Source organism: Zobellia uliginosa (assembly GCF_018860745.1).
Taxonomy (GTDB): domain Bacteria; phylum Bacteroidota; class Bacteroidia; order Flavobacteriales; family Flavobacteriaceae; genus Zobellia; species Zobellia uliginosa_B.
Genome location: NZ_JAHKPY010000002.1, coordinates 371,467 through 395,685 on the forward strand (window position 1 = coordinate 371,467; position 24,219 = coordinate 395,685).

14 protein-coding genes are annotated in these 24,219 nt (G+C 39.7%); 1 reads left to right on the forward strand and 13 read right to left on the reverse strand.

Features of this window, described 5'->3' with window-relative positions; all coding sequences use genetic code 11:
- Positions 1-7: 7 nt before the first annotated feature.
- The 12 genes from KO521_RS02230 to galB form a co-directional block, all read right to left on the reverse strand.
- A complete protein-coding gene (locus tag KO521_RS02230) occupies positions 8-2,665 on the reverse strand; it encodes a VPS10 domain-containing protein (RefSeq protein WP_215938275.1) in 2,658 nt (885 codons plus the stop codon).
- A 37-nt stretch (positions 2,666-2,702) separates the two neighbouring features.
- Positions 2,703-3,692, reverse strand: coding sequence for a family 43 glycosylhydrolase (locus tag KO521_RS02235; RefSeq protein WP_215938276.1), 990 nt, complete (start codon positions 3,690-3,692; stop codon positions 2,703-2,705).
- Positions 3,693-3,742: 50 nt separating this feature from the next.
- A complete protein-coding gene (locus tag KO521_RS02240; RefSeq protein WP_215938277.1) occupies positions 3,743-4,915 on the reverse strand; it encodes a DUF6786 family protein in 1,173 nt (390 codons plus the stop codon).
- A gap of 14 nt (positions 4,916-4,929) precedes the next feature.
- Positions 4,930-6,192 carry a glycoside hydrolase family 117 protein gene (locus KO521_RS02245; RefSeq protein ID WP_215938278.1) on the reverse strand — a complete coding sequence of 421 codons (1,263 nt, stop codon included), beginning with the start codon at positions 6,190-6,192 and terminating at the stop codon, positions 4,930-4,932.
- Between the two features lie 70 nt (positions 6,193-6,262).
- On the reverse strand, positions 6,263-8,887 hold the full coding sequence (locus tag KO521_RS02250) for a VPS10 domain-containing protein (RefSeq protein WP_215938279.1): 2,625 nt from the start codon (positions 8,885-8,887) through the stop codon (positions 6,263-6,265).
- Between the two features lie 35 nt (positions 8,888-8,922).
- A complete protein-coding gene (locus KO521_RS02255) occupies positions 8,923-10,188 on the reverse strand; it encodes a family 16 glycosylhydrolase (protein WP_215938280.1) in 1,266 nt (421 codons plus the stop codon).
- Between the two features lie 39 nt (positions 10,189-10,227).
- Complete coding sequence (locus KO521_RS02260) at positions 10,228-12,036, reverse strand: alkaline phosphatase D family protein (protein ID WP_215938281.1); 1,809 nt, start codon at positions 12,034-12,036, stop codon at positions 10,228-10,230.
- Positions 12,037-12,061: 25 nt separating this feature from the next.
- The gene (locus KO521_RS02265) at positions 12,062-13,678 is read right to left on the reverse strand and encodes a sulfatase-like hydrolase/transferase (RefSeq protein WP_252729820.1); all 1,617 of its coding nucleotides are present in this window, start codon (positions 13,676-13,678) and stop codon (positions 12,062-12,064) included.
- 35 nt (positions 13,679-13,713) lie between these two features.
- A complete protein-coding gene (locus KO521_RS02270) occupies positions 13,714-15,282 on the reverse strand; it encodes a sulfatase-like hydrolase/transferase (RefSeq protein ID WP_215938282.1) in 1,569 nt (522 codons plus the stop codon).
- Between the two features lie 4 nt (positions 15,283-15,286).
- A complete protein-coding gene (locus tag KO521_RS02275) occupies positions 15,287-16,675 on the reverse strand; it encodes a glycoside hydrolase family 28 protein (protein WP_215938283.1) in 1,389 nt (462 codons plus the stop codon).
- A 1-nt stretch (position 16,676) separates the two neighbouring features.
- Positions 16,677-18,080, reverse strand: coding sequence for a glycoside hydrolase family 28 protein (locus KO521_RS02280; RefSeq protein ID WP_215938284.1), 1,404 nt, complete (start codon positions 18,078-18,080; stop codon positions 16,677-16,679).
- 8 nt (positions 18,081-18,088) lie between these two features.
- Positions 18,089-20,566: a beta-galactosidase GalB gene (gene galB, locus KO521_RS02285; protein ID WP_252729821.1), complete on the reverse strand. Its 2,478-nt coding sequence runs from the start codon at positions 20,564-20,566 to the stop codon at positions 18,089-18,091.
- A gap of 361 nt (positions 20,567-20,927) precedes the next feature.
- Between galB and KO521_RS02290 the strand changes: the two genes are divergently transcribed.
- Positions 20,928-22,484, forward strand: a complete 1,557-nt coding sequence (locus tag KO521_RS02290; RefSeq protein ID WP_215938285.1) for an alpha-L-fucosidase — start codon at positions 20,928-20,930, stop codon at positions 22,482-22,484.
- 201 nt (positions 22,485-22,685) lie between these two features.
- On the opposite strand, the gene KO521_RS02295 is transcribed toward KO521_RS02290, so the two are convergent.
- Positions 22,686-24,203 carry a sulfatase-like hydrolase/transferase gene (locus tag KO521_RS02295; protein ID WP_252729822.1) on the reverse strand — a complete coding sequence of 506 codons (1,518 nt, stop codon included), beginning with the start codon at positions 24,201-24,203 and terminating at the stop codon, positions 22,686-22,688.
- Positions 24,204-24,219 lie beyond the last annotated feature (16 nt).

The window sequence follows — 24,219 nt, forward strand, 5'->3', positions numbered from 1 at the left end:
TTAACAATTATTCTGCCCAACCCTCTGTTGCTCCGTTTAGGTAGGCTACAAACCAACCACTGCCCCAAGCGGCGCACCAGAGTACATCTTTGTTGTAGGGGTCTGGTTTAATGTCTACTATCTTATCTGGTTGGCCTAAACCTTTATTGATTTTTTTCCAGCTGTCTCCTCCATTTTGACTCAAGTAAATACCTGGATTCATGAAGTCGCTGGACATGCTCACTTGTTGACCTGCAGCACTGATTACGATTACTTCTGAATCAACGGGAGAAGTTTCTGCTTGCCAGACAAAAGGAGCTTTAAAAATTTGTTGCCAAGTTGTACCCTTGTCTGTACTGCGCCAAACTCCGCCTTCTTCATAAGTACCACCACGTTGCCCAGTAGAAATTAGTATATCCTTGGTGTTGCGGTCAATAAATACATTGTTAACCGATTTTATAACAGAAGGGATATTGACTTTTTTCCAATTACTACCCTTATCCTTGGATATATAGAGCCCGCCATTTTTGTCGTTCGATGCGGAATAAAGGGTTTCGGGCTGATCGGGATGCATCGCGATACGACGCACACTCGCATTTTTATGAAAACCGGTATTGCTCAATTTCCAAGAGAGGCCGCTATCAAAAGAGTGATAGAAACCATAACCCCCTTTGGTAAGTTTTTCCGGTTTCCCTCCACCTATTTCCGAAATTTTTCTTGAGGTTGAACAGAAATACATGTTATTAGGATTTTTAGGGTCGATTAGAAGGGAGTTCTGAGGTGCCAGACCTTGCCATGAGTTATTGTCCGTTTCAAAAATGGTGGCGATATTCGCCCAAGTTTTTCCGCCATCGGTAGTTTTGCGCAATTTACCACGGTGTTCTTGTCTCCATGATAATATAAAAATAGTGTTGGGGTCATTTGGGTGAACTGCTACAGTAGAGATTGAATGGGCGCCGTGATTGCCGCTATGATCATGAACTTGACCTTCTATTTGTTCCACAGCAACAGCTTGCTTGTCTGGCCACTCGTCTAAATCCGTAGTTTGCCATAATCCATGTTCGCCACTACAGAGTATGCGTCTATCTTTAATACCCGTTTCTAAAAGCATAAACCTACCAGGAAGATTACTATCACCTCTACCAATCCATTTGTTACTGCCTTTAGAAGTTTCAAAATCATCTACTTGCTTCCATGTCTTGCCTTTATCAGTTGTTTTTAGGGTTTGCTGATCTATACCGATGTAAACATTTCCTTTGGAATCAATAGACATCATCCGGTTGCCGGAAGAACCTGAAGTACCATCCATATAGGTCTGTAGGTGGGCAAATTCGATATTGGTTCCTGTAGGATTGTTCCTTTTTTTCCAATATTCTAAATCATTATTACCTATCCAATAAGGGCCATATCTGGCACATGTAATCCATGTTTTTCCACCATTTAAGCTTCGCCATACATCACCTGGACCAAAAGTGAAATCGTGTTTACGGTTGTAGGTTACATAGATTTCGTCCTTGTTCAAAGGGTTAATTACCAATCTATTGAAAACCGGAAGCGTTTTTGTGGGCAAGGCGGTGAATTTTTTCTTTGACTCTGATTTTGATATGCCGAACCAGTATCCCATGGTTTTATGGAAACGGTCAACTTCGGCATTGGAGTGGAGGGCGGTCATGTCAAAATAGAGATTACCGGTAATGTTACTCCAGCTTTTACCGCCATCGGTACTTTTAAATACGCCCCCTTTGGATGTTACCGTATTCTCTTTTTCTTCATAAACCGTTTGGTCTACCAAATACAGGACAAACTCATTGGTTTTTTGATTGTAGTATGAGGTCAGGTCACGGGGAAGGTTATTAGGGAGATCATTACCTCCTTTTGTCCATGAAAGTCCGCCATCGTAACTAAGCATCAATCCATAATTGGTTACCATTACAATATCCAAGTTGTTATTGGGATTTACAATGATTTTACCTACATCTGTTTTTTCGGGAAGGCCTTTGGTGATTTTATTCCAAGTCTTTCCCTTGTCCATAGATTTATAGATAGAACCGTAAGCTGCATATTTAAAAAAGATGCCGTTGGGATTCGCCGCGGATCTATGGTTGCTCTTTACGTTCCAAAAATCGCCTGCACCTGCATACCAGATACTGTCTTTGGTTGGGTCTACGGAAAGTTCACTTAAACGTGTACCTTGTTGTTCATAATACCAACCTTTTTCAAATGATTTAGGGTCGTTAGGGTCAATGTTTACGTCTTTATGGCTTCCGCCTAGTTCTATCGTTTTTTTCCAGCTTCGGCCTCGGTCAACAGTTTCAAAAACCCAACCGTTCCAATCGATTGCCATACCGTAATCGGGGTTTTGAAGAGAGAATTCAATATCCAAAACTCGTTTCATATCGTGGCCCAATCCATCAGGGTCTTTTAGAGATTGCCATGATTTTCCGTTGTCCCAGGAGCCATAGCTCACATGCATATCTGGACTCATGAACATTACAGTTTCGTCAGTAGGGTGATTCCAGAATTCTTCGCAATAACCAGACATTCCCGGACCAAAGTTTTTCCATTCAATGGAAGGGTCGGATTTAATTTTCTTCGTTTTAATTTCTTGAAAAAAGTCTGATTTTCCTTGGGCCTGTAGATTATGCCCCAAGAAAATAGTTAGGAGAAATAGTATTATTTTTTTCATAGCTCAGTGTTCTAAGTTGTGCCTATTTATGATGTTGTTATTTTTTAATCCATTCCAATTTATCTATACTAACCCCTCTGTACGGCCACTCTACACTAGAGATATACCATTGGTCATCTTCGCCTTGAAAAATCTCTGGGGCATGAGCATTTAAAACCGCAATTTCTTTTTCTTGGTCCGCGCCAAAATCATTCAGGTCATTGGAGTTGTAGACATAGGCTCTATGGGTATAAGCACCTTGTATATCTTTGCCATCCCAGCCACCTTCCCATGCGCAAACAAAAAGGTAAAAGGTATTGTTGTGGAATAGTAGGGTGGGCGATTCAGGATCAAACTTGTTAGTCTTAAGAATGATTTTAGGTTCGCTCCAGTTAACCAAATCTTTAGAGGTTACCATTCGAACACTTTTTATAGAACAATACGTCAGATAATATGTGCCTTTGTATAGTAGTAAATTAGGGTCACGGGCACCATCTGGGTCAGAGAAGAGTTCTCCTTTTGGTTCCCAATCATATAGATTATCGGAAACAGCCAAGCGCATTGGGCTATGGCCGTAAACCATCTGAAAGAGTCCGTCTTTTCTAACAATATAAGGTGCGTGGTTCGCGGCTATTTCTCCCGGACGGTCTTTTGGAGTTAATATTTTGGGGAGATCGTTATAGTGGTGCTCCTTTACAGTTTCTTTAAAATCTGTTGCTTCTGATACGGCATGAAAAGAACCATGCTCGCCCTCGTGTATGCCTTTATTGAGCGGTTTTGTTTCTACCAATGGGTGGGTTATCCCAAAGATATGCCACTTGCCATCATCGCCCTTTACAAAAGTATGGTCGTTCGGTACCCATTCATCATACCATTTACCTTCTTTTAGGTTAGGCGTGTCAGGGGCGAAAAAATAATCGCCATCAGGTTTATAGATTCGTATATATTCATTGGCTTGTTGTGGTACTAATACACTCTCTTGAGCTATAAGTCCGGTTTGAAGGAGTAAAAAGAATACAGTTAAAAATTGAAAGGTTCTTGTTTTCATTTGGTATAGTGTTGCTGGTGAGTTTGTAAGTATCGGTAAATCCTTTGGTACTAAAGTTCGTTTAAGTCTATGTTCAATACGTGTTTGGAAATACGGTTTAAGTCAGCTTTATCCCCTTCAAAATGATAGGTTTTGTGCAAGTGTTGAATAGCTTCTTGCGGTTTTAATTCTCGGGTACTTGAAGATGACTCTAGTTCATAAAATGGACCGAGTTGATTACCGTTTTCTAATGGGCCATCATTATAAGAATTTACAACATCACCTTCATAGGGATGCTCTTGTTCGGCCCAAACGGAATTTACATAAGTGGTATCTCCTTTAAAACTATACTTTACAATCGTTAGGATATTCTTTTTGGAATCATAACTACCAATGTAAGGAATGATGTTCTGTGGCGGAAGGCCTAGCTTAAACCTATAAGCACCATTACCTTTGTAAAGTACATGTTTGTCCGTTATGTTCAAACGCTCTGGGGGTACTGTACCAAAGTACGAACTGTTCAGAGCCAATTTGTTTTTGTAAGGCAGTATAACGGTAGTGTTTTCGGAAGGGATAAACATTCCCAAAATCCAAATAGATAATAGTCCGGTTTCTTTAGACCATGCTTGTGTTCCCGTATTTACGATTTCATTTGTCGATTGATAGCCTACAAAGTCAATTTGTTTTAAGTCGATATTCAGGTCTTTTTCTATTTCTTTTTGGCTGAAAACAGAGACCTTTCTATTTACCTCAATATCAAATTTGAAATCTTGGTAGTTTACCAAATTCATTTTTTTTTGAAAAGTGACAGTGCTTTCGTTTTTTGCTATAACATCAAAAGACTCCGTATCTAGTTCTTTGGGTGTGAACCAATTTTCAAAAGAAAATTCGGTTCCTTTTTTAAAGAATATGGAGTACTGACCACCTTCCGGGCCAATCCAAAAGCGTTCTTCCCCACCAAACGGGTTAATATGTTCTTCAAACTTTCCAGAGGCCAATAAATCATAATGCATCCACCCGTAACTATTGCCTTTTAGACCATTAGAGGTACTGGTCATTACTCTTCCTTGTAAAGAGGGGGATACTAAAAGCTGGCTTTTTCCATGATTTTCTGTTAAGGTGATTACTTCTTGGTGTTCTTTTAGAAAACTCAAATCTTCCCCAAAAGTGTTTTGAGCTTGAAGATTTGCAGCAAAAGCAAATAAAAGTCCGGTAAAGCATACTAATTTTTGGTAGTTGGTCATTGCATTTACAGTTTTTAGTTACCGTTTAGTTTTTTAGTTTCGTTCATTGCACGCTCACGCTGTTTGGCATTCAGACCATGCTCTAATAAATACTCGAACTTAGGAGTGTTATGGTGGCGTTTCATTTGCTGGTCATTAACATCTAGGCTAAGGTCACAATCAAAACGTATTAAGACTACATGGTTTTTTTTCCAGTCGCGAGTAGGGTTGGCAAAATGTGAAATTCCCCAAGTAATACCACGGCCGTCTTTGGTATCTGTAAAAGCATCGGCAACGAAAGGTCCTCCGGCATCTGGCATCATTTCTACCATAGAAGCGATTTCAAAATTCACCCAATCTTCGGCATATTGTATGGTATTGGCCTCATTACCATCTCTAATGGCAAAAGCAGCAACCCCTTTTTTGAAAGGAAATAAAGTAGTCTCATGACCTGAATTCATTATAGGGTTCAAAGGATGTTTTGTAAACGGACCTAACGGATCATCTGCAATGGCAAGACCGTGCATACGTACATTGTTCTTACCGTTAACTTTACCAAAATCTGATTTGTAGTATAGGTATATCTTACCGTTGTGCACTATAGGGTAGGGGTCATGAATTGAAAACTGGTCCCAAGAACCAGGTGCGCCGTTAGGTATTACTTTTTTCTTAAAAGGTGTCCAGGGACCGTTTGGAGAATCGGCATAAGAAACTGCGACCGGACAATTGTCTCCGCCACTTTTTCCGGGTGCTTCGGAAAAGGCTTGGTAGTACAAATAGTATTTCCCTTTCCACTTCAAAATATCGGTAGTTGTAACCGAACGCCAACCTACTTGTGGTTTTGGAGGCCTAGGAACCGCAACACCTTGCTCTTCCCAAGTAAATCCGTCTTTTGATGTCGCGTAGAAAATATCGGCTAAATCCCAATCTGCAGAGGGAATAGTGTCATTAGATTCTTCAACCCTTGGAATGCCTACTGGAGCTACAGGGGTTTCACGGTGGGTGTACCATATATAATATTGGCCATTTTCAAAAATTACTTTGGAAGGGTCACGGCGAGAAATAGTACCGTCATTACCGTTGTAATCAAAGCCTTTAAGCTCTGTATATTTAAACTGGGTGTACAACTCATTGCTTTCCTGACGAGGGCCTAAATAATTATCATAATTACGGTTTAATGCGGCACTTAAGGGTCTATCCGGTTTTTCTTCAGGGAGTTCAAAAGGGAAAGCTTTCTCCTGACTGTAGGAAGTAAGAAAGCTGCTCAGGGTCAATAGTGTAAAAATAATTCGTTTCATAAGGTTGTTCTTTCGTTCAAAGGGGTGTTCAATATGCCCCTGTAATATTGTGCTGGTTGTTACTCCGTATTTATAGTTTAATGGGTTTGTTGGGTTTTGGGTGTTGTGTAACATACCAACCGCTACCTCGGGTAGAGGTATAAAATTTACCGGGATTATAGTTGTCTATGGCAATATCATTAATACGGTCACTCTGCCCGTTTCCTTTATTGATTTTAGTCCAAGTTGTGCCACCGTCTTGTGAAAGATAAGTGCCGGCATTTTTTGAGTCTATGGAGACGTTACTCAAAGTGGATACAAGAATTGTATTGGGGTTGTAATACGCCGTTTCAATACGGTTAGTCCAAGGGTAATCAAAAATACGTTTCCAGGTACGTAGGTTATCATCGCTCACCCAAACCCCTCCGTCATTTGTTTTTCCTCTTTTGGTTCCGGCGGTAATATAGGCTTTTCCGTCTCTGGAAAAATGAATGTCATTTATACCTTGATTGCCAGATATGTTCTCGGAAGATGTAACCTTTACCCAGGAAGTACCATTATTAACGGATTTAAAAAGACCTCCGTTTTTATTCTGTATGGTGGTGTAAAGGGTGTTGGGGTCTTGAGGGTCGAAAGCTATTTTGGTGGCATCTCGTGAATCGGGCAGACCTGTATTGGCTTCTTGCCAGGTTTTGCCGCCATCATGGCTTTTATGAACCCCAAATCCGGTTACGGAATTGCCCACCCATTCCATATCAATAGAATTTTTAGGAACCACAAAATACATATTATCCGGATTTTTAGGGTCTATGATAAGATGATTTTGATGTACGCTCTGGTCTCCACTATGCGCCTTTATCTCCCATTTAGGAATGGCAATACCGTGTTCTTTCCATGTTTTTCCATTATCAACGGATTTTAATAATTTACCTTTTGCAGCCTGTCTAAAGAACAGAGCATAATGAACCAAGGTATCTTTTGGATGTATGGCATACCAACTGAGTGATGTTTCATGGTCTAGAAAATTATGGGATTCTGCACCTTGAGCTCCGGGACGAACCTGAGACCCTTCTTCGTTAGTTATCCACAAACTGTTTTCTCCGGACATACAGAATACCTTGTTCTTTATGTTAGGGTGTTGGTAAAAACCATGACCCGGTAGATTGCTATTTCCGGCACCTACATAACTTTCTGTACCGGGAGTGGTATACTCATCATCAATATCTACCCAAGTTTCGCCTTTATCATAACTCATAAGCGATATTTTTGCCATTTGGGTATGAAGTGCGCTACCATCTGCATTCCACCTTACAAAATTGGAGCCTTTTCGTTCGTAGAAATCTCTATCTACCCAATCTTTTAAATAGCGAAGTGATATGTTGGTTTCCATAGGATTGCCTCTTTCTTCCCAATACTTATAATCTTTGGAACCCGTTTTCCATGCTTTTCCATTTCGCAAGGCGATATGCCAATTTTTGCCACCGTCTTTACTACGCCATATTTGACCGGGTTTAAAATTGTTCCGCGACGCGTTAGAGTATTCATTGTTGAGGTAAATATTATCTGGATCATTAGGGTCTACCGCAATAGTATTGAAGCGAATGGTAATAGCAGAAGGCATTTCATGGAACTTTTTCCTGAAATCATTGTCTTTCATATCAAAAACATAGGAAGCACAGTGTATGTAGCTCTTTTTGATATCAGCGTTTTTCTGAAACTGTCTCATGTCTAAAGGCAAATTGCCTTTTAATTTCTCCCAACTTTCGCCACGATCCGTACTTTTGAAAATACCACCTTTATCATCTGTCAGTGTATTGCCCACTGCTTTCCACATAGGATTGCTGATAACGTAGAGCGTAAGAACATCTGTTTTTTTGTTGTAATGATGCGTCATAGCGCGCATTACATCGTAATCAAATCCTTTTGTTTTTTGGGACCAATTTTTCCCTCCATTCGTGCTTTTGTAAAAACCATAATTTGTACTGGCGTAGATGGTATTAGAATCTTTTGGGTCTACAATTAATGTTTCAAATTGGGTTTTTGGATGCAGTCCTTTGTTTAGTAGTACCCAGTTTTCACCCTTGTCCGTACTTTTCCAAAGTTTGTTTAAACTAGGTTCATGTTCTTTAGAGCCGTGGGGTTTGCTATTGGGAAACAACATTCTGCCTAAATGCCTCATTTCGCCCCCGCCGGCATACCAAATATTATCGTCTTTGGGGTCTACGGTAACACAAGAGACGTATTTGCCGTTAAAAATAGGGTGGTTTAGATTTTGCCAAGATTCCCCACGGTCATGAGTGATAAATATACCTTTGTTTTTGTCGTCACTAGAAAATCCGAAATCTGGATTTTGACGAGAAAAATCAATACTAAAAAGTTGCATGGGCCCACGTTCCCCTTGCTTATACCCCGAAGCATCTTCGTCTAACATGGTATTATACGTTTTGCCTTTGTTAAAAGAGACGTACGAATTTCCCATATTGGGGCTTATATAAAGGGCATTGGGGTCTGTAGGATGCCAAAAAGCGCATTTATTGTTTCCGCTCATTCCAGGGCCAAATTGTTGCCAAACTACGGTAGAATCAGAAGCTACTTTTTCAGTCTTTAGGCGTTTGAAAAAAGCTTTGTTTTCTTGTGCTGTTTGCCCGCTTGCAGCCATTACCATTAGAAAAAAGACTAAAGGAACTATATTATGAACGATGCTTTTTGGGCTCATACTTTTGTTTCTGGTTAAAAAAAATTTAAAACTTGTTATTCGGTAAAATTGATGTACAGCGTACTCTCATCTAAGGTACTTTTGTTGTCACCATTTGTAGGGCGAATTACAGCTGATACTTTGTATGGTGTATTCACGGATAAATCAATTTCGGTTTTAATAACAGATGTGATGTTGGCGTATCCCGCGTAAGCGATAAACTTTGAATCGGCTATTTTTTCACCTTCATTATCAAATAATTTTAAGTGTATTTCTCGGTCTTGATTTGCTTTATAAGCGAGAGGGACTTGGATTGCATTGGATTTTTTCTGTGAAATCACCGCACTTTGGAATACAACATTTTCGGTGTAAAGTTTTGGTGTGGTATTTTCTTCGGGATTTTTATCATTGGCATCTACTAACTTATAGGCTCTGACCCAATCGTAGTACACTGTATTTCTGCTTGGGTCGTTTAATTCTTCGGTAGTAGGAATTTCTATCCACGGAAAAGGATAGGTTTCACTCACCAATCGCATGAACATAGGTTGGTCAAAAGGCTTATCTTTTACTTTGTCATAAAACTTTTGGTGTTTGGGTGCCCGGTTGTTATAGTAGTAGCTGGCCGTATTTTCGTTTTGCCACCAACCTCCATATATATTAAAATCTTCGGAGGTAAGTTTACTGTCTTCAAATTTTACTTGTGGGGCTCGGTAATCATGTTTTTCGCCATCGCAGTCCGTATACCAGAAATGAGAATTGGAGTGCATTCCACTGGCAAAGTAACTTCCATTAAAATTCCCTTCACGCCCAATAGATTCATGAATATCCCACTCTAAACCGTATTTGTCACAATCGTTCGGTCCTTTAAAATTGTTGCTGCTCGAGAACCAAAATGTTGTGGACATGGTTGTAGCGGCAGCTTTAACCCGACATTCGTAATAACCAAATTGAGTCGATTTTTTCGAAACCACGGCGGCCCCTCCAACGTTAAAAGTTATATCTCTACCGTAGGCATGAACTATGGTATCCTTCTCAAGTTTTTTACTTGTCATTTTCAGAAAACCATCACCCACGGAAACCTGTGATGCCATAAAAAGTCCCGGTGGACGTCCAATCCAAGTGGGGTGGTGGTCGTACCATTTGGTAGTGTCCAGTTCTGTACCGTTAAATTCATCTGAAAAATCAGGGTTCAAAACCCAACGCTTACCCATAGGCGGTTTTGGGGGTCCTTGGTGAGTTTCTTCATTGGTATTAGGTATTTCTTGAGCAAATAGGCTACCGCTTACAAATGCAAAAAATATAATGGCGTGTTTAAAAATCATCTTATTTCGTTTAGGTTATTATTTTTTGGAGAGCAAAAGTTAGATGCTCACGCTTATTTTCTTGTTATTTTTCTTTTGCGCTTCAACTTCATAAAAGCGCTGAAGTTTTTCTCCTTCCCCAACTTCAATGGTGTAAGCACCTTGTTGGAGTACCTTAGGTTTATATTCAGCACCTTTTATTCGGAGAGAGGTTATTACTTCACCTGTATAAAAGTCCTTTACGGTGACTACTTGATTGGGTTTTGAAATCTTTAAACCGGGTAATTCATAACCATTTTTAATCTTAAAATTATCCGTTTGTTTAAAAGTGATCGGCCAATCGCTATACGGTTTTGCTTCGTCTGCGAACATATCCGTATTTCTTGGCCAGCATTCGTAAGTGATTTCCCTTTTAGGTTTGTTAAAACGAATAATGCCATAGCCTGAAGCTCTTCCGTTCAATAGATTTTCTGTGGGAGTATTGTCTTCATGGGTAGGGTTGGCAATGGCATGAACTGTAATTTTATTTTTAAATCCGTCCAAATATTCACCTGTATAATCCGCTGAACCGGGTTTTCTGTTTTTTCCGGGTTTTTCAGGTTTCCAATAACGTAACCAAAAGTTAGATGAAGCAGGTACTGCAAATGAATAGCCGGCATTGTTCCAATCTTCAATTCCATGATGAACTACGGAACCTAGATGTTGGTCTCCCGCAATCATACAGGAAAAACTTTTTCTAATGATACCGAGTGCTTTGTTTCTTCCCGATTGCGGCCAGCCGTTGGAATCTACACTATAGCGTTGTCTTTTTTGGAGGGTAGGGGAATGGGTGGAAACACTGGCAAAAATGGTTTGGGAGAGTACCGCTTTCATTTCCGCATTTTCCCAATCTGTGGTCCAATCTTCTAGAAAGTCCAGTTGGCGTTCACCAAGTAAAGTGGCCTCGGGCACGTTCATTTCGCGTGTATCTGTAAAACCTCTTTTCTTCAATACGCGGTCCGGCCCCGATTTAAATTTTCTGTCTTCTATGATTGCAAAACTGATTCCGCCCCATTTTAAATCGGTATAATAGACACCTATGCCCTGTTCAATAGGAGTAGGGTCATAGGGGTCCGGTAGGTGGCTGGTCTGAGCTCGCTCTACTTCCTGTATATACGAAACAGGCATGTAATACCCGCCCTTTGTACCGTCTCTGTTTTCGGATTTTATTCCGCCATCGCCCCAAAAATTACCTTGACCTATATCGTGGTCATCGGGAATGGTAATAGTTGGCGTATTCCTGATGATATCTCCAAAAACCTCCCCGAATTTTAACCAATAGCTGTAATGCTGACTATGGTCATACACTTGGTCTCCCGCAAAGAAAAGCACATCCGGTTTTAATTTGTTTAAATTATTTATGATGTCGTCTGCTGGGCCTTGACCGCCATGCCTTTTGTAAATGGACCAACAGGAAAAGGCGGCCATAATTACTTCTTCCTTATTTACGGGATTTTGTTGAATGGTGCCTGTGTAAAACGACTTTTTATTATATGCCACCCGGTATTCTTTGTTTAGGGTGTCGTCCCAGTCATCTATCCGGAAAAGAGCTGTGTAGCCAGGATAGTTAATCCGTGACTCTTGAACGGTCTTCCATTCATTATTCTCTTTAATCTGTAGCTCTGCGGAAAATGGTTCATAATCTTTTATAGGATAGAACTGAGCGGTAAGTTTTAAGGTATTCTCATGAACGGTATATAAGGCAAAGCATATTTTGTCTTTCGGAGACGGAGTTTTTGAGGTAGATTTTAATATCTTTTTCTGTGCCTGTACACTAATTGTTAAACATATAGCAAAGCTTAAAATAAATGATTTTAAAATGGTTTTCATCTTTCAATAGTTTAGTCTCAACCGCTTATTTTATTTTTTTAAGTGGGTTAATTTTTCCTATACCATTTGTAGGAGCATCATGTTGGGTTTCATGAAGATTAAAAGTAGGAATAGTTTTTAATAGCTTATCGCGTTCTTTTCTATGTGCTACAGAAACTTGGCTCCAATCCTTTATTTTAGGAAAGCTAATAAGGTCATCAGGAGTTTCGCTCACATCATACCAAACATTGTTTCCATCTTTAAGGACGAGGTTTCCTCCAACAATTTGGGTTTCTTTATGATAGCCGTAAACCCACTCCCGATGTGTTGTTTGATACGTAGTCAAAAAAGGGATTAAACTTTTACCATTGATTTCATAGCTATCAGGTATTTCTACATGGGCAACATCAGCAATGGTAGGAAGCATATCCGACATATTTGCGAGCACATCTTGCATTCCTTTTTTGGTTAGGTTCATACCGGGAGCATAGATTATAAGTGGAACATGGGTTCCTTTCTGAGAAACGGGACTTGATTTTCCGTAACCACTAGTACCATTGTCCGCACAGAAAATGAAAATAGTGTTGTTCTCAATACCTAGCTCTTTAAGTTTGTTCATGTACTGCCAAACCTGATAATCTAGATAATTAACGTGGTTATGAATACCACTTTCTGTTACAGTTTCGTGTGTGTCATATACGCCATTATCTCCCGTAACATTAGGTGTAACACGAGTATATTTATTACCGTCCCAACTAATTTTTGGAGTGCCTGGCCATTTGTTTCCGGAGTCTGGGTTGAGAAAGTCCCAAGCATCATGGCCCAAATGACTGGTATGGTATACAAAGAAAGGTTCTTTTTCTTTTTGTTTCCTTTCCATAAACTCAAAGATGTAATCCAATTCTACATCAGGACCAAAAGTGTTTAGCCCAAAATCTTTCTCGGCTTCCTTTGTATTTGGCCACCAAACCAATTTTTTGTTGGTTCCAGGGTAGTTCATGAGCTGTACATGTGGTTTCCAGTACCAACCAGATTGCACGTAACTTTTTTTATGAATTTCCTTATTCGTATCTGCATTAAAGATTTTCTTTTGTCCATCTACTTTTCGGGTTTCAAGTCTAAAATCTGTGGTGTGGATAGCTGTATTGTAAGAGCCTTCACCAGGAGTAAAACATCCTTCATCAAACTGGAATCCTTCAATCTCCATTTGTGTTTTTCCTGCCCAAAATGTAGCATAGCCACCTGCTTTGGCCACATTGGCGATGGAATGAGGTGAACTGTCATATAAGTTCCAAACGCCTTTGCCATTGGGAGCTTTACCTTTGTCTTTATTATGCCACCATTTGTGTAAATGCGCATACCTGCCGGTCATCATCATAGCCCTACTTGGTCCGCAAACCGTAGCTGCCCAGGCGGTTTTAATATAACAACCTTCTTCAGCAAGTTCGTTCAATATAGGTGTTTCTGCACGGTATTGCATATCTGAGGTATCACCTCCTTTTGGAGGGCTCCAAACCGAAGAGCCGTAAATGGGCAGTTCACGGGCACTAATATCATCGGCATATAAAAGAATGATATTAGGTTTTTCTTGGGCTATTCCTAATGAGGTTGTCATCAGGCTTCCTAGTAAAACCCATAAGACTTTATGATTTGAAATTTTCATGTTCTAGTTTGAATTCGTTTTAAAGTAGTCTGGATTCAATAAAATTCCCAAAATCCGTATTTTTCACCTTCAATATTTTTTTTAGTATCACCCAATTCCTTGGCTTTCTCTTTCATTTCCTTTTGCATGGTTTTCACCTGTTCTGCATATTTTGGAAAAAAGGAAAGGTCATATACCTCCCAAGGGTCATTTTTAATATTGAACAGTTGGGTAACCCGTGAGCCTCTTGTGGTTTCACCATCCTTTTTAGTATAATCCTTGGCACGTACATATTCAATTAATTTATAATCACCTTTTCTGTAGGCTCTTTGAAATTGTTTGTACGCGTGATAGGTGTAATCGCGAACACCAGTTTTTTCTTTGTTGATGACGGGAAGCAAGCTTGTTCCCGTTACCGAACTTGGTGCGTCAACCCCAATAAAATCTAAAATGGTTGGGAAAATGTCAAAATTGTAGGCCAGTGCATCCCGCTTACTACCTTTGTCTTTGATAAGATTTCCAGAAAAAACGAAGGGAATATGGACTCCGTCTTCATCATAAATATTCTGTTTTCCCATTAAGCCGTGGTTTCCAACAGCCAGACCACTATCACCAGCAAAAACAATTAACGTATTTTCATAGGCACCGCTTTCTTTCAATGACGCAATGACTTTACCTATTTGGTCATCTAGATGCGTAATAATCGCATAGTAATCGGAAAGTTGTTCTTTCGCTACATCGGGTGTTCTGGGCCACACGGCCAATTCTTCGTCTCTTAAAAACATATGCCCATTATCAAAAGGGTGTTGTGCAAGATAGGAAGGGGGGAGGATGATATCCTCAATTGGGTACATGTCTTTGTATTTCTGTGGTGCCTGTCTTGGATCATGAGGCGCGTGAAATGCCAAATACATGAAGAAGGGATCCTTCTTTTTATAATTCATAATAAACTCGGAAGCACTTTCTGCATAGATTTCAGAGGTATGTGGACCGTTTTTTTCTGTGCCAGTAGGACCTCTTTTATCCTCTTTGGTTACCGGTCTACGGACCACTTTTCCATCGGTATCATACACTAGTAGGTATCCTTCTTCTTTTTTGTAATCACCGTCTTTTTTCCAGTCCCAAGAAGGCATACGAAAGTGATCGACCAAGTAAATACCTCTGGACATTATACGATCTCCTGAATCAAAAGAGCGGGCTAAGGCAGCATTATCTTGATGCCATTTCCCAACAATGTGGGCGTTGTACCCGTTTCCTTGCAAGGCTTCGCCAATAGTTTTATGTTCAGGAGGAATCGTTTGACCCTGTCCCTGTAATTCAAATACATTTCTACCGGTTAACAACATAGCTCTACTGGGAACGCAGGTAGCACCGGAAAAAGCACCCATTAGATAACCGTTGGAAAATGAAACTCCATCGGCAATCAAGGCATCCATATTTGGTGTTTTTACTTGCATGTTACCCAAAGAATGTACACCTGAAAAGCGATGGTCATCCGTATAGATTACGAGTATATTGGGCTGGTCCTTCTTTTTCGCTTTACGTTTTTGAGCGCTAACAGGAAGTACCAATAGCGTACTAAAAACAACTAAAATGCAAAGTGAAAATCGATTTTTGTAATTCATAAGGTTACTCAGATTGAATTGTATTTGTGTCAACAAAAACTTGGGCTTCTCTTTCATCCACACTGTTTAAGGAAAACACGATATTATTTGTTTGAAGGCTATCTATATGCCTACCATACACCCCATAGACAGGAAGCACATTAAAAAAGCTGAACTCAGGATATCTGGTAATATCTTCTCCAACCTTGGCCATTGAATGTTCTGCCGTGCCTCCGCCTGGTAGTTCCAGCTCAATATTTTCTAAAGTTATTTTACCAACTTTATGGTCTGGAGTTCCCGTAATTAATATTCCAGATGGTGGTTTTACCCTTGAGCTATCCAAAACCCGGGCATTACCTGTAACATTTTTGATAACTACATTGGTAATAGAGCCAACCTCTTGTTTTTCGGCATCGCGGTAGGTGCGTAGGCGTTCTCCAAGACGAATGAAAATAGGCATATCTACTCTGTCCATTTGGATGCCGTCTATAGTCACATCGTGAATGTTGGCACCATCAACACTTAAGATTTTTATTCCGCCACCTTTGGTATCATAAATTCGGCAGTTTTTAATATCTATGTTGTACATATCTCCCATAGACTCGGTTCCGAACTTGATCGAACCCCAATCGCTTCTGAGCTTGCAATCGCTAACTTGTACGTTATAGGTAGGTTTTGGGCTCGTAGTTTTAATGCAAATAGCATCATCGCCCGTGTTAATGTCGCAATTTTTAATAACAGCGTCGTAACTGGAATCTAAATCAATGCCATCGTTATTCTTATGGGCGTGGCTGTAAATGGAAACGTTGTCAACCAAAATAGCATTGGATTGAAAGAAATGGCAAGTCCATGCAGCTGGTTGGCGTAAATGAACATCTTGTACTCTAATTTGAGAAGAATTTACAAACCGTAAAAGAAAAGGCCTATTTGAGCCAAAACCTTCGGTTTCTGTAATGTTCAGCTCCTTAATTTTCGCCTTTATATTTTTGGATAGAAAAGCTTCTCCGTTTCCATCAATAGTTCCCTTACCGGTTACGGCAATATTTGTGGCATTTTTTGCGCCAATAAGGCAATTGCCACGTTGTTGCCCAGTAGCATCTTCAAACGTATCTATACTCTGGTAATCCAACGGATTTGAACTTCCGATCAATTTTGCATCTTTAGCTATATGTAGGGTTACGTTGTCTTTTAGGAGAAGTGTACCTGAAATGTAATCGCCGTCTTTAATAGTAACAGTGCCACCACCAGCAAGATTACAGGCATCAATAGCTTGTTGAATGCTTTTGGTATTTATTGTCTTACCATCGCCTATGGCACCATGATCGACAACGTTGTAACTGTCTGACTTTGAATTACAGCTTACCAATAGAATAAAGGTAATTAGGAGGCTTGTATAATGTAGTTTGATTCTCATTTTAGTTGCTCTGGATTTGGTTCTTTGAGATGATTTTTTTGTTTAGGAAAATTCTATTGATTTCGCTATTTGTAACGTTTTTTAGAACAATTGGGGCTCTTTTGTCTTCATTTATAGTCTTAATGCTGAAATTTTCAACAACCAATCCATCTATATGCCGAGCATAAAGTCCAGAAGCGGGTAGGGTACCCACTAAACTGAATTCTGGCCACCAGCCATTAAGTACTTCTTGGGTGTATTCTTTGATGTTCGTTTTTTGCGCATCTGCAGCAGTACCTCCACCAGAAACTACAAATTGAACATCCTTAATAGTGATATCTTCAATTTGATGCTCTGGAAAACCGGTTAAAAAGAAAGCAGAGTTTTTATCAAGCTTGGAATTGTCTACCACAATATTGCTAAAGCCAAAGTTGTGCATGCTCTTAAGTGGCTCAAATTGACCCTCAGGCGTATCTACCGATGCAATTTGTTGGGCGAAAGTCATGAAAATTGGGCGTGGTACGTTTTCCATTACCAAATTACTGAAGACCATATTTTTCATTTCGCCTCCTTCGCATTGTTGAATCTTAAGTCCCGAATCCTGTATGTCCTTAAAAGTACAGTTCGTAACGGTAACCGATTCTATATTTCCGCGAGATAGGAGTCCTATGCGCATTCCGCCCCATTTGGTGCTAAAATGGCAATTGCTGACTGTGATATTCTTGCAAGGTTTGTCCGGTCTTGAAGCTTGCAGGCAAATACTATCATCACTATTATCAAAATTACTATTGTTCACGCGCACGTTTGTACATCCATCAAAATCCAGCCCGTCTCCGTTATTGTTTACGCGACTTATGATGTTGATTCCGCTCACCGAAATATTATCACAGTAGAGCCAAGCAGAGGTCCATGCCGCAGGATTGATTAAGGTAATATCATTTAAATGGATGTCTTTTACGTTTACAAACCGAATCATCATAGGTCTGCCTCCTTTTTTCTTAGTGAAGTTTTCTTTGTGCCCGTTCCCGTCAATAGTTCCATACCCTTCAATGGCGATGGAACGTGCGTCTTTGGCAAAAATCAAGCAACGGTCCATGTGAGGTTCGTTCTTGTACATATTCTTATGGGTGTCCGTGGCATAATCCTCATAATTAGGACTCCCAAGAAGCGTTGCTCCATTTTCAACGTGTAGGGTGACAAAATCCTTAAGGTAGATAGTGCCGATTACAACGGTTTTTCCTGAGGGAATAATCACCTTTCCTCCGCCGTTTTTTGTACAGGCATCAATGGCTTTCTGAACCGCTTTGGTGTCTATGGTGGTGCCATCGGCCTTTGCCCCGTAATCTAACACGTTAAAGTCTGTGGCATATGACTGTAAATGAAAAAGTAAGCCGATTATAAAAGGGATTAGGATTTTGATTTTCATTTAAGTTTTTATTTTGAACTAATGGTTATTGTATTAGTTTTTAATCCGTTAGAAGTAGCGGAAATTTTGATGTTTCCGGCAGCCTCGGTAGATTTCACTACGAGTAAACATTTTCCGTTAAATGCTTTGATCTTAGTATCTTGAAACGACTCTAAAGAAGCTGGGTTTCCATTACCTACAGCGGCAAGACTTCCTGCTCCTTCTATGGTGAATTGTACTTGGTTATCAGCATTAGGAATAAGGTTTCCATCCGCATCTGTTATATCAACTTCAATAAAAGAAAGGTCTTTTCCGTCTGCGGTTATTTCCGTACGGTCTGCTGTTAAGCGTATTTTTGATGCTTTTTTAGCTGTTTTAATTATTTTTTCAGTAACAGCTTTTCCGTCTTTATAACCAATTACTTTTAAGCTTCCCGGTTGGTAAGGAACATTCCAACTCAACCTGTATTTTGAAGTATACATTCCTTTTTCAAATCCACGAAATTCCGCTGGGATATCTGTAGTATCAACTCCTTTTACTTTTTTGCCCAATGACTTTCCGTTCACGATCAATTCTACTTCATCGCAATTCGTATAGGCATAAACTGGAATTTCTTCACCTTCTTTTCCTTCCCAGTTCCAATGTGGCAGTAAGTGAACCATAGGCTCTGTAGTCCATTGACTTTGGTAGAGGTAGTATCTGTCTTTTGGAAAGCCACATAAATCTACTGGAGCAAAATAAGAGGCGTGTACAGGCCAGTCAGCATTCCAATATCCATCCGTAGAATTATCGCGACCACCGTAAGGGGTGGGTTCACCAAGATAATCGAAGCCCGTCCACATGAATTCACCTAAAAATGTAGGATTTTCTGCCTGCACATCAAACTCAACATCTGGAGGATATGCCCATGGTGGGCCAACAGTAACATCATAACTAGAAACTTCCAAGGTTTCTTTCTTGTGATCATGTGTAATAGGTAGGGCATAGGTACCTCGGCTACTAGTCTGAGATGAGGTTTCAGAACCGTAAACAATCATATCAGGGTTTTCTCTAATCACTTCCCCGTAATCAAAAGGCTTATAGTTTAAACCTACAATATCTATCTGATAGGCTAATTTGTTTTTGAATGCTCCCGGGTAATTATTGAAACCTGCGGTAGTTGGTCTGGTATGATCTTCATCATGGCAGATGTCATTCAGCATTTTGGCCACTTTCCAACCGTCTTTTTCGCGTTGCTCTATAATTTCGTTTCCGATACTCCACATGACTACGGAAGGATGGTTACGGTCTCTTTTTATCATATCCCTTAAATCGCGCTCATGCCATTCATCAAAAAACTTGTTATACCCGTTTATGACCTTTGGTATTTTCCATTCATCAAAAGCTTCGTCCAATACTACAATACCTAATTTATCACAGATTTGAAGCATTTCGGGCGATGGTGGGTTATGACTTGTACGCAAGGCATTCACGCCCATACTTTGCATAATCTCCATTTGGCGTTCGGTAGCCCTGTAATTTACAGCACCTCCTAAAGGTCCTAGGTCATGGTGCATACATACACCCTTGAATTCAACTGGTTCTTCATTCAATAGAAATCCTTCTTTGGCATCAAAAGAAATACTACGAATACCCAGTGTGCTTTTAAACTCATCTATAACTATATTCCCTTTTTTCACTTGCGTGACAACGTCATATAAATATGGATTCTCAACTCCCCATCGTTTGGGATTGTTAACTATTATTTCATCTATAATAACTTTCTCCGAAGATTTCTCTAGTCCTATTTTCTGACTGCTGGAGGCTATTACGTTATTGAGTCCGTCAATTATTTTGGTTTCTAGCGTTACCGAAGCTTTCTTTTTATCCGCATTCTTTACCGTAGTCTCAATTTTTACGGTAGCCTTTTCATCGGATACTTCTGGCGTAGTAATATAGGTTCCCCAAAGCGGAATGTGGACGGGGTTATTTACTTTTAAATAGGTGTTTCTATAGATGCCCGCACCAGAGTACCATCTGGAAGCTAAATCTTCCGGAGCAACCCTAACTGCAATTACGTTATCTTCTCCAAATTTGATGTATGGCGTTAAATCCAGCTCAAAACCTATGTAACCAAAGGGGCGTTCGCCAATATACTCTCCATTTATGTACACACGACTATTATTCATTACACCATCAAATAAAACAGCTATTTGCTGAGCTGCATATTTCTTATCTATGGTAAAATGCTTACGGTACCAAGCAGTTCCATGAACCGGTAAACCACCTGTGCGAGCATTGTATTTTTTATCAAAAGGACCTTCAATGGCCCAATCGTGCGGTAAATTCAGTTTGCGCCAAGCTGCATCTTTAAAAGTGGATTTTTCAGCTCCAGAAGGGTCGCCCTTTTGAAAGAGCCAACCGCTATTAAAGGATACATCACCATGTGTAGCTTCAGAATTCAGTTGTGCAAAAGAAAAACTGAATTGTAGTAAAAGGATAAATAGAAAGCTTTTTTTCAACATCATATTTGTGTTAATAATTGTAGAGGTGAAAGTCTAAAATAATTTTCAAGCAAAAGACCACGAACGGTTGAAAGAATAGAACAGATGGTTTTTTTAGAGAAGCTTGAATAAGTGAATCTAAAATTTAGGGCGTCACAGAGTAAACATTGAGATTTATGAGAGATTAAGGTTTGTCAATGTATTGTCTAGTTTTTAGGTTTGTCATAAACCAATAGCAGCATGTAGGTTGCTTGAAAAAGCACGAGTAAATGTTCATTTGTTATAACCTTTAGCACATTCGTGGCTCGCAGATGGGGCATAAAATTAGAATTTAGCAACTTCTAATAGGGCGAAATAAAATCGTATCGTCAATAACAACCACACTATGAATTTTAAACATTTAGCGGCACTCTCAGTCGCCATTATCTGTATAGCTTCTTGCGGCAGTTCAGATAAGAAAAATCAAAAAGTTACAGCACAATCAAGTGCTGCCGATACGACTAAGGTCTTTCAGCCTAATTGGGAATCCATCAAAAAAAACTATAAAGACCCTAAATGGTTTACTGATGATAAGTTCGGAATATTTATTCACTGGGGCGCCTATTCGGTTCCTGCTTTTGGTTCGGAATGGTATCCTCGCCAGATGTATATGGATACCGCAACCTTTTCAGCTACTTTAAAGAAGGGAAAGAAAGGGCCAAACGCAACATATACTCACCACAAAAAGACTTGGGGAGACCAAAAGGAATTTGGATACAAAGATTTTATACCCATGTTCAAGGCTGAAAAATTTGATGCTAAGGAATGGATCGACCTATTTAAAAAATCTGGAGCTAAATATGTAGTTCCTGTAGCGGATCACCATGATGGTTTTGCGATGTACAAGTCAAATACCACACGTTGGAATTCATTTGATATGGGTCCAAAAAGAGATGTATTGGGCGAACTTTTTAAGGAAGGTAGAGAACAAGGTTTAAAAATGGGGGCTTCTTCGCATTTTGCCTTTAACTGGTCTTTTTATAATAAGAAAGATAAGTTTGATACGGTAGATCCGGAGTATGCCGATTTATATTCTAGCAAAGGAAAGGATTTAACGCAGCCTGTTTCGGAGGAATTTAAAGAGCGATGGTGGAAAAGAACAATTGATTTAGTGGACACCTACCAACCAGATATTCTTTATTTTGATTTTTATGTTGATATTGAAGATTTTGCAGACTTAAGACCTAAACTGGCCGCTTACTACTATAATAAGGGCCGCGAGTGGGGTAAAGAAGTTTTGATCAATGATAAGAATTTTGGTCATGAGGCATTTCCTGAAGGAACTGTGATATATGATCTTGAAAGAGGAAAACTTCCAGGTATTAGAAAATTGCCTTGGCAAACGGATACTTCTATAGGTAAGAATTCTTGGTCTCATGTTACCAACTGGGATTCTAAAACTGCCAATCAACTGATTGATGATTTAGTAGATATCGTCTCTAAAAACGGAAATTTACTACTTAACGTAGGCCCAAAAGCCGATGGAACTATTCCTGATGACCAAAAAGAGATTCTATTGCAAATAGGAGATTGGCTTGCTACAAATGGAGATGCCATCTACGATACAAGATATTGGAAAACTTTTGGAGAAGGCCCTACAGAGGTTAAAAAGGGACATCATTCCGAAGGGAAAAACAAGGAGTTTACCGGACAAGATATCAGGTTTACCCAAAAAGGGGATAAGCTCTACGCCATTATGTTGGCTTGGCCAAAGAATGGTAACATTGATATAGAGTCTTTAGGAAGCGCCAATGCATTTGCGGAAGGTGTAGACATCAAAGCAGTGAAATTATTGGGTAGTGATGCTAAAATTGATTTTGAGCAAACTAAAGAAGCACTATCGATTAAGAAATTAGGTAAAAAATCGGGTGAGTATGCCCATGTATTAGAGATATCTATTTAAGATTAAGCTCTACTTTAAGATTGTTTTTTTGTGTTAGTTTAAGTGCATCAATCGTTCATAGTTGGTGCACTTTTTTTATGTTCACACCGTAGATTAGGGTATGGTCGGCGACTTTCTTCCTTGCATTCTAAGCAAAGAAACAGCCCTGTTTATATGAATATGAACAGGGCTGTTTTAGTAGGTGTACTCAGTAAAGGTATTTTATTTCTTTGCTCTGTAGTTTTTGAGTACGCTGCTAATATCTAGAGTGTCTTCCATATCTTTTTGGAGTTTCATCAACTCTGCGAACATAGTATCTACTTTTTCCTGGTATTCTGGGTTTGCAGCTAAATCGTTCATTTCTTTTGGATCTGCTTTCAGATCATAAAGTAAAACCACATCCATTTTTGGATATAGAATCAACTTATAACCATCTTTACGAATCATACGTTGTAAGTCTATATAACCGTTGTAGATAGCATCATAGTGGCTTTCTTTCCTATCACCGTTTACAAGGTCTAAGACGCTATTAAAGAATACATATTCAGGTTTCTTAACACCGGCTAATTCTAAACTTGTGGCCATGGCATCCTGCAAATAGATATCCGTATCAATTTTTTTGTCTTTAGGGATTTTTGGTCCCACAATCATCCAAGGAGCCCGTATACTATGGTCAAATTGACTTTGTTTCCCAATTAAGCCATGTTTCCCGACCGCTAAACCGTGATCAGCCGTGAAGATGATATAGGTATTATCCATTTTGCCTGTTTTTTCCAATCCCTCTATAATTTTTCCAATCTGGAAATCTAAGTGAGTTATAAGGGCATAGTATTCTTTGGTATGTACTTTAACGGCAAATTCTGTTCTAGGAAAGGGCGCCAGTGCCTCATCTCTAAGACTAGGTCCGTTGCCCATGCCATCTTTGTAAGGGTAGAGGGGAAGGAAGCTTTCAGGAATGGTTATATCATCTAAAGAATACATATCTACAAACTCTTTTGGCGCCTGTCTTGGATCATGTGGAGCATTAAAAGCCAGGTACATAAAGAAAGGATTTTTACTTGTTTTGGTTTGGTCTATAAACCCAAGGGCATCGTCTCTTAAAACTTCGCTCCAGTGTTTGCCACCTTGCCAAAATCCACCGTGCTTCATATTGGTTGGCGTCCACGTAGTGTCATTTTCGTTCTGCGGCCTGTTGTAGCCAATAGGCATAATATCGGCAGGTTTAAGTCCGTTTTCTTTCAATGTTGAGAATTTAGAGCCAGTTAGCTCTTTTGCCCATGCATCACCAGGCATTCCAGGTCGCGTATGAACCACGTTTTGAAAAACATTCTGGGCCTTGGCATCAACATGCCATTTTCCGGTCATATACGTGTCGTATCCGGCACCTTCCATGAGTTTACCCCAAGTTTTGTCAAACTCTTTACCGTTATTCCAGTTTTCACGAAACTCATTTACCTCCCATAATTTTCTACCAGAAATAATCATGGCCCGGGATGCTGCACAAATAGCACCGTTCCATCCACCCATATTAAAGGCATGCGTAAAAGTGGTTCCATTATGGACTAATTTGTCCAAGTTTGGGGTCTTGATTTCTTTATTTCCCAATGCGTTTATAGCATTATACGTCATATCATCGGCAAAAATGAAAACTACATTGGGTTTTGAAGGTGGTACTTCTTTCTTTTCGGCTTTGCAAGAGAATAGCAATACCGAGATAAGGGCAAGCGTTAAATTTTTCAAAGGATTAATTTTTGGA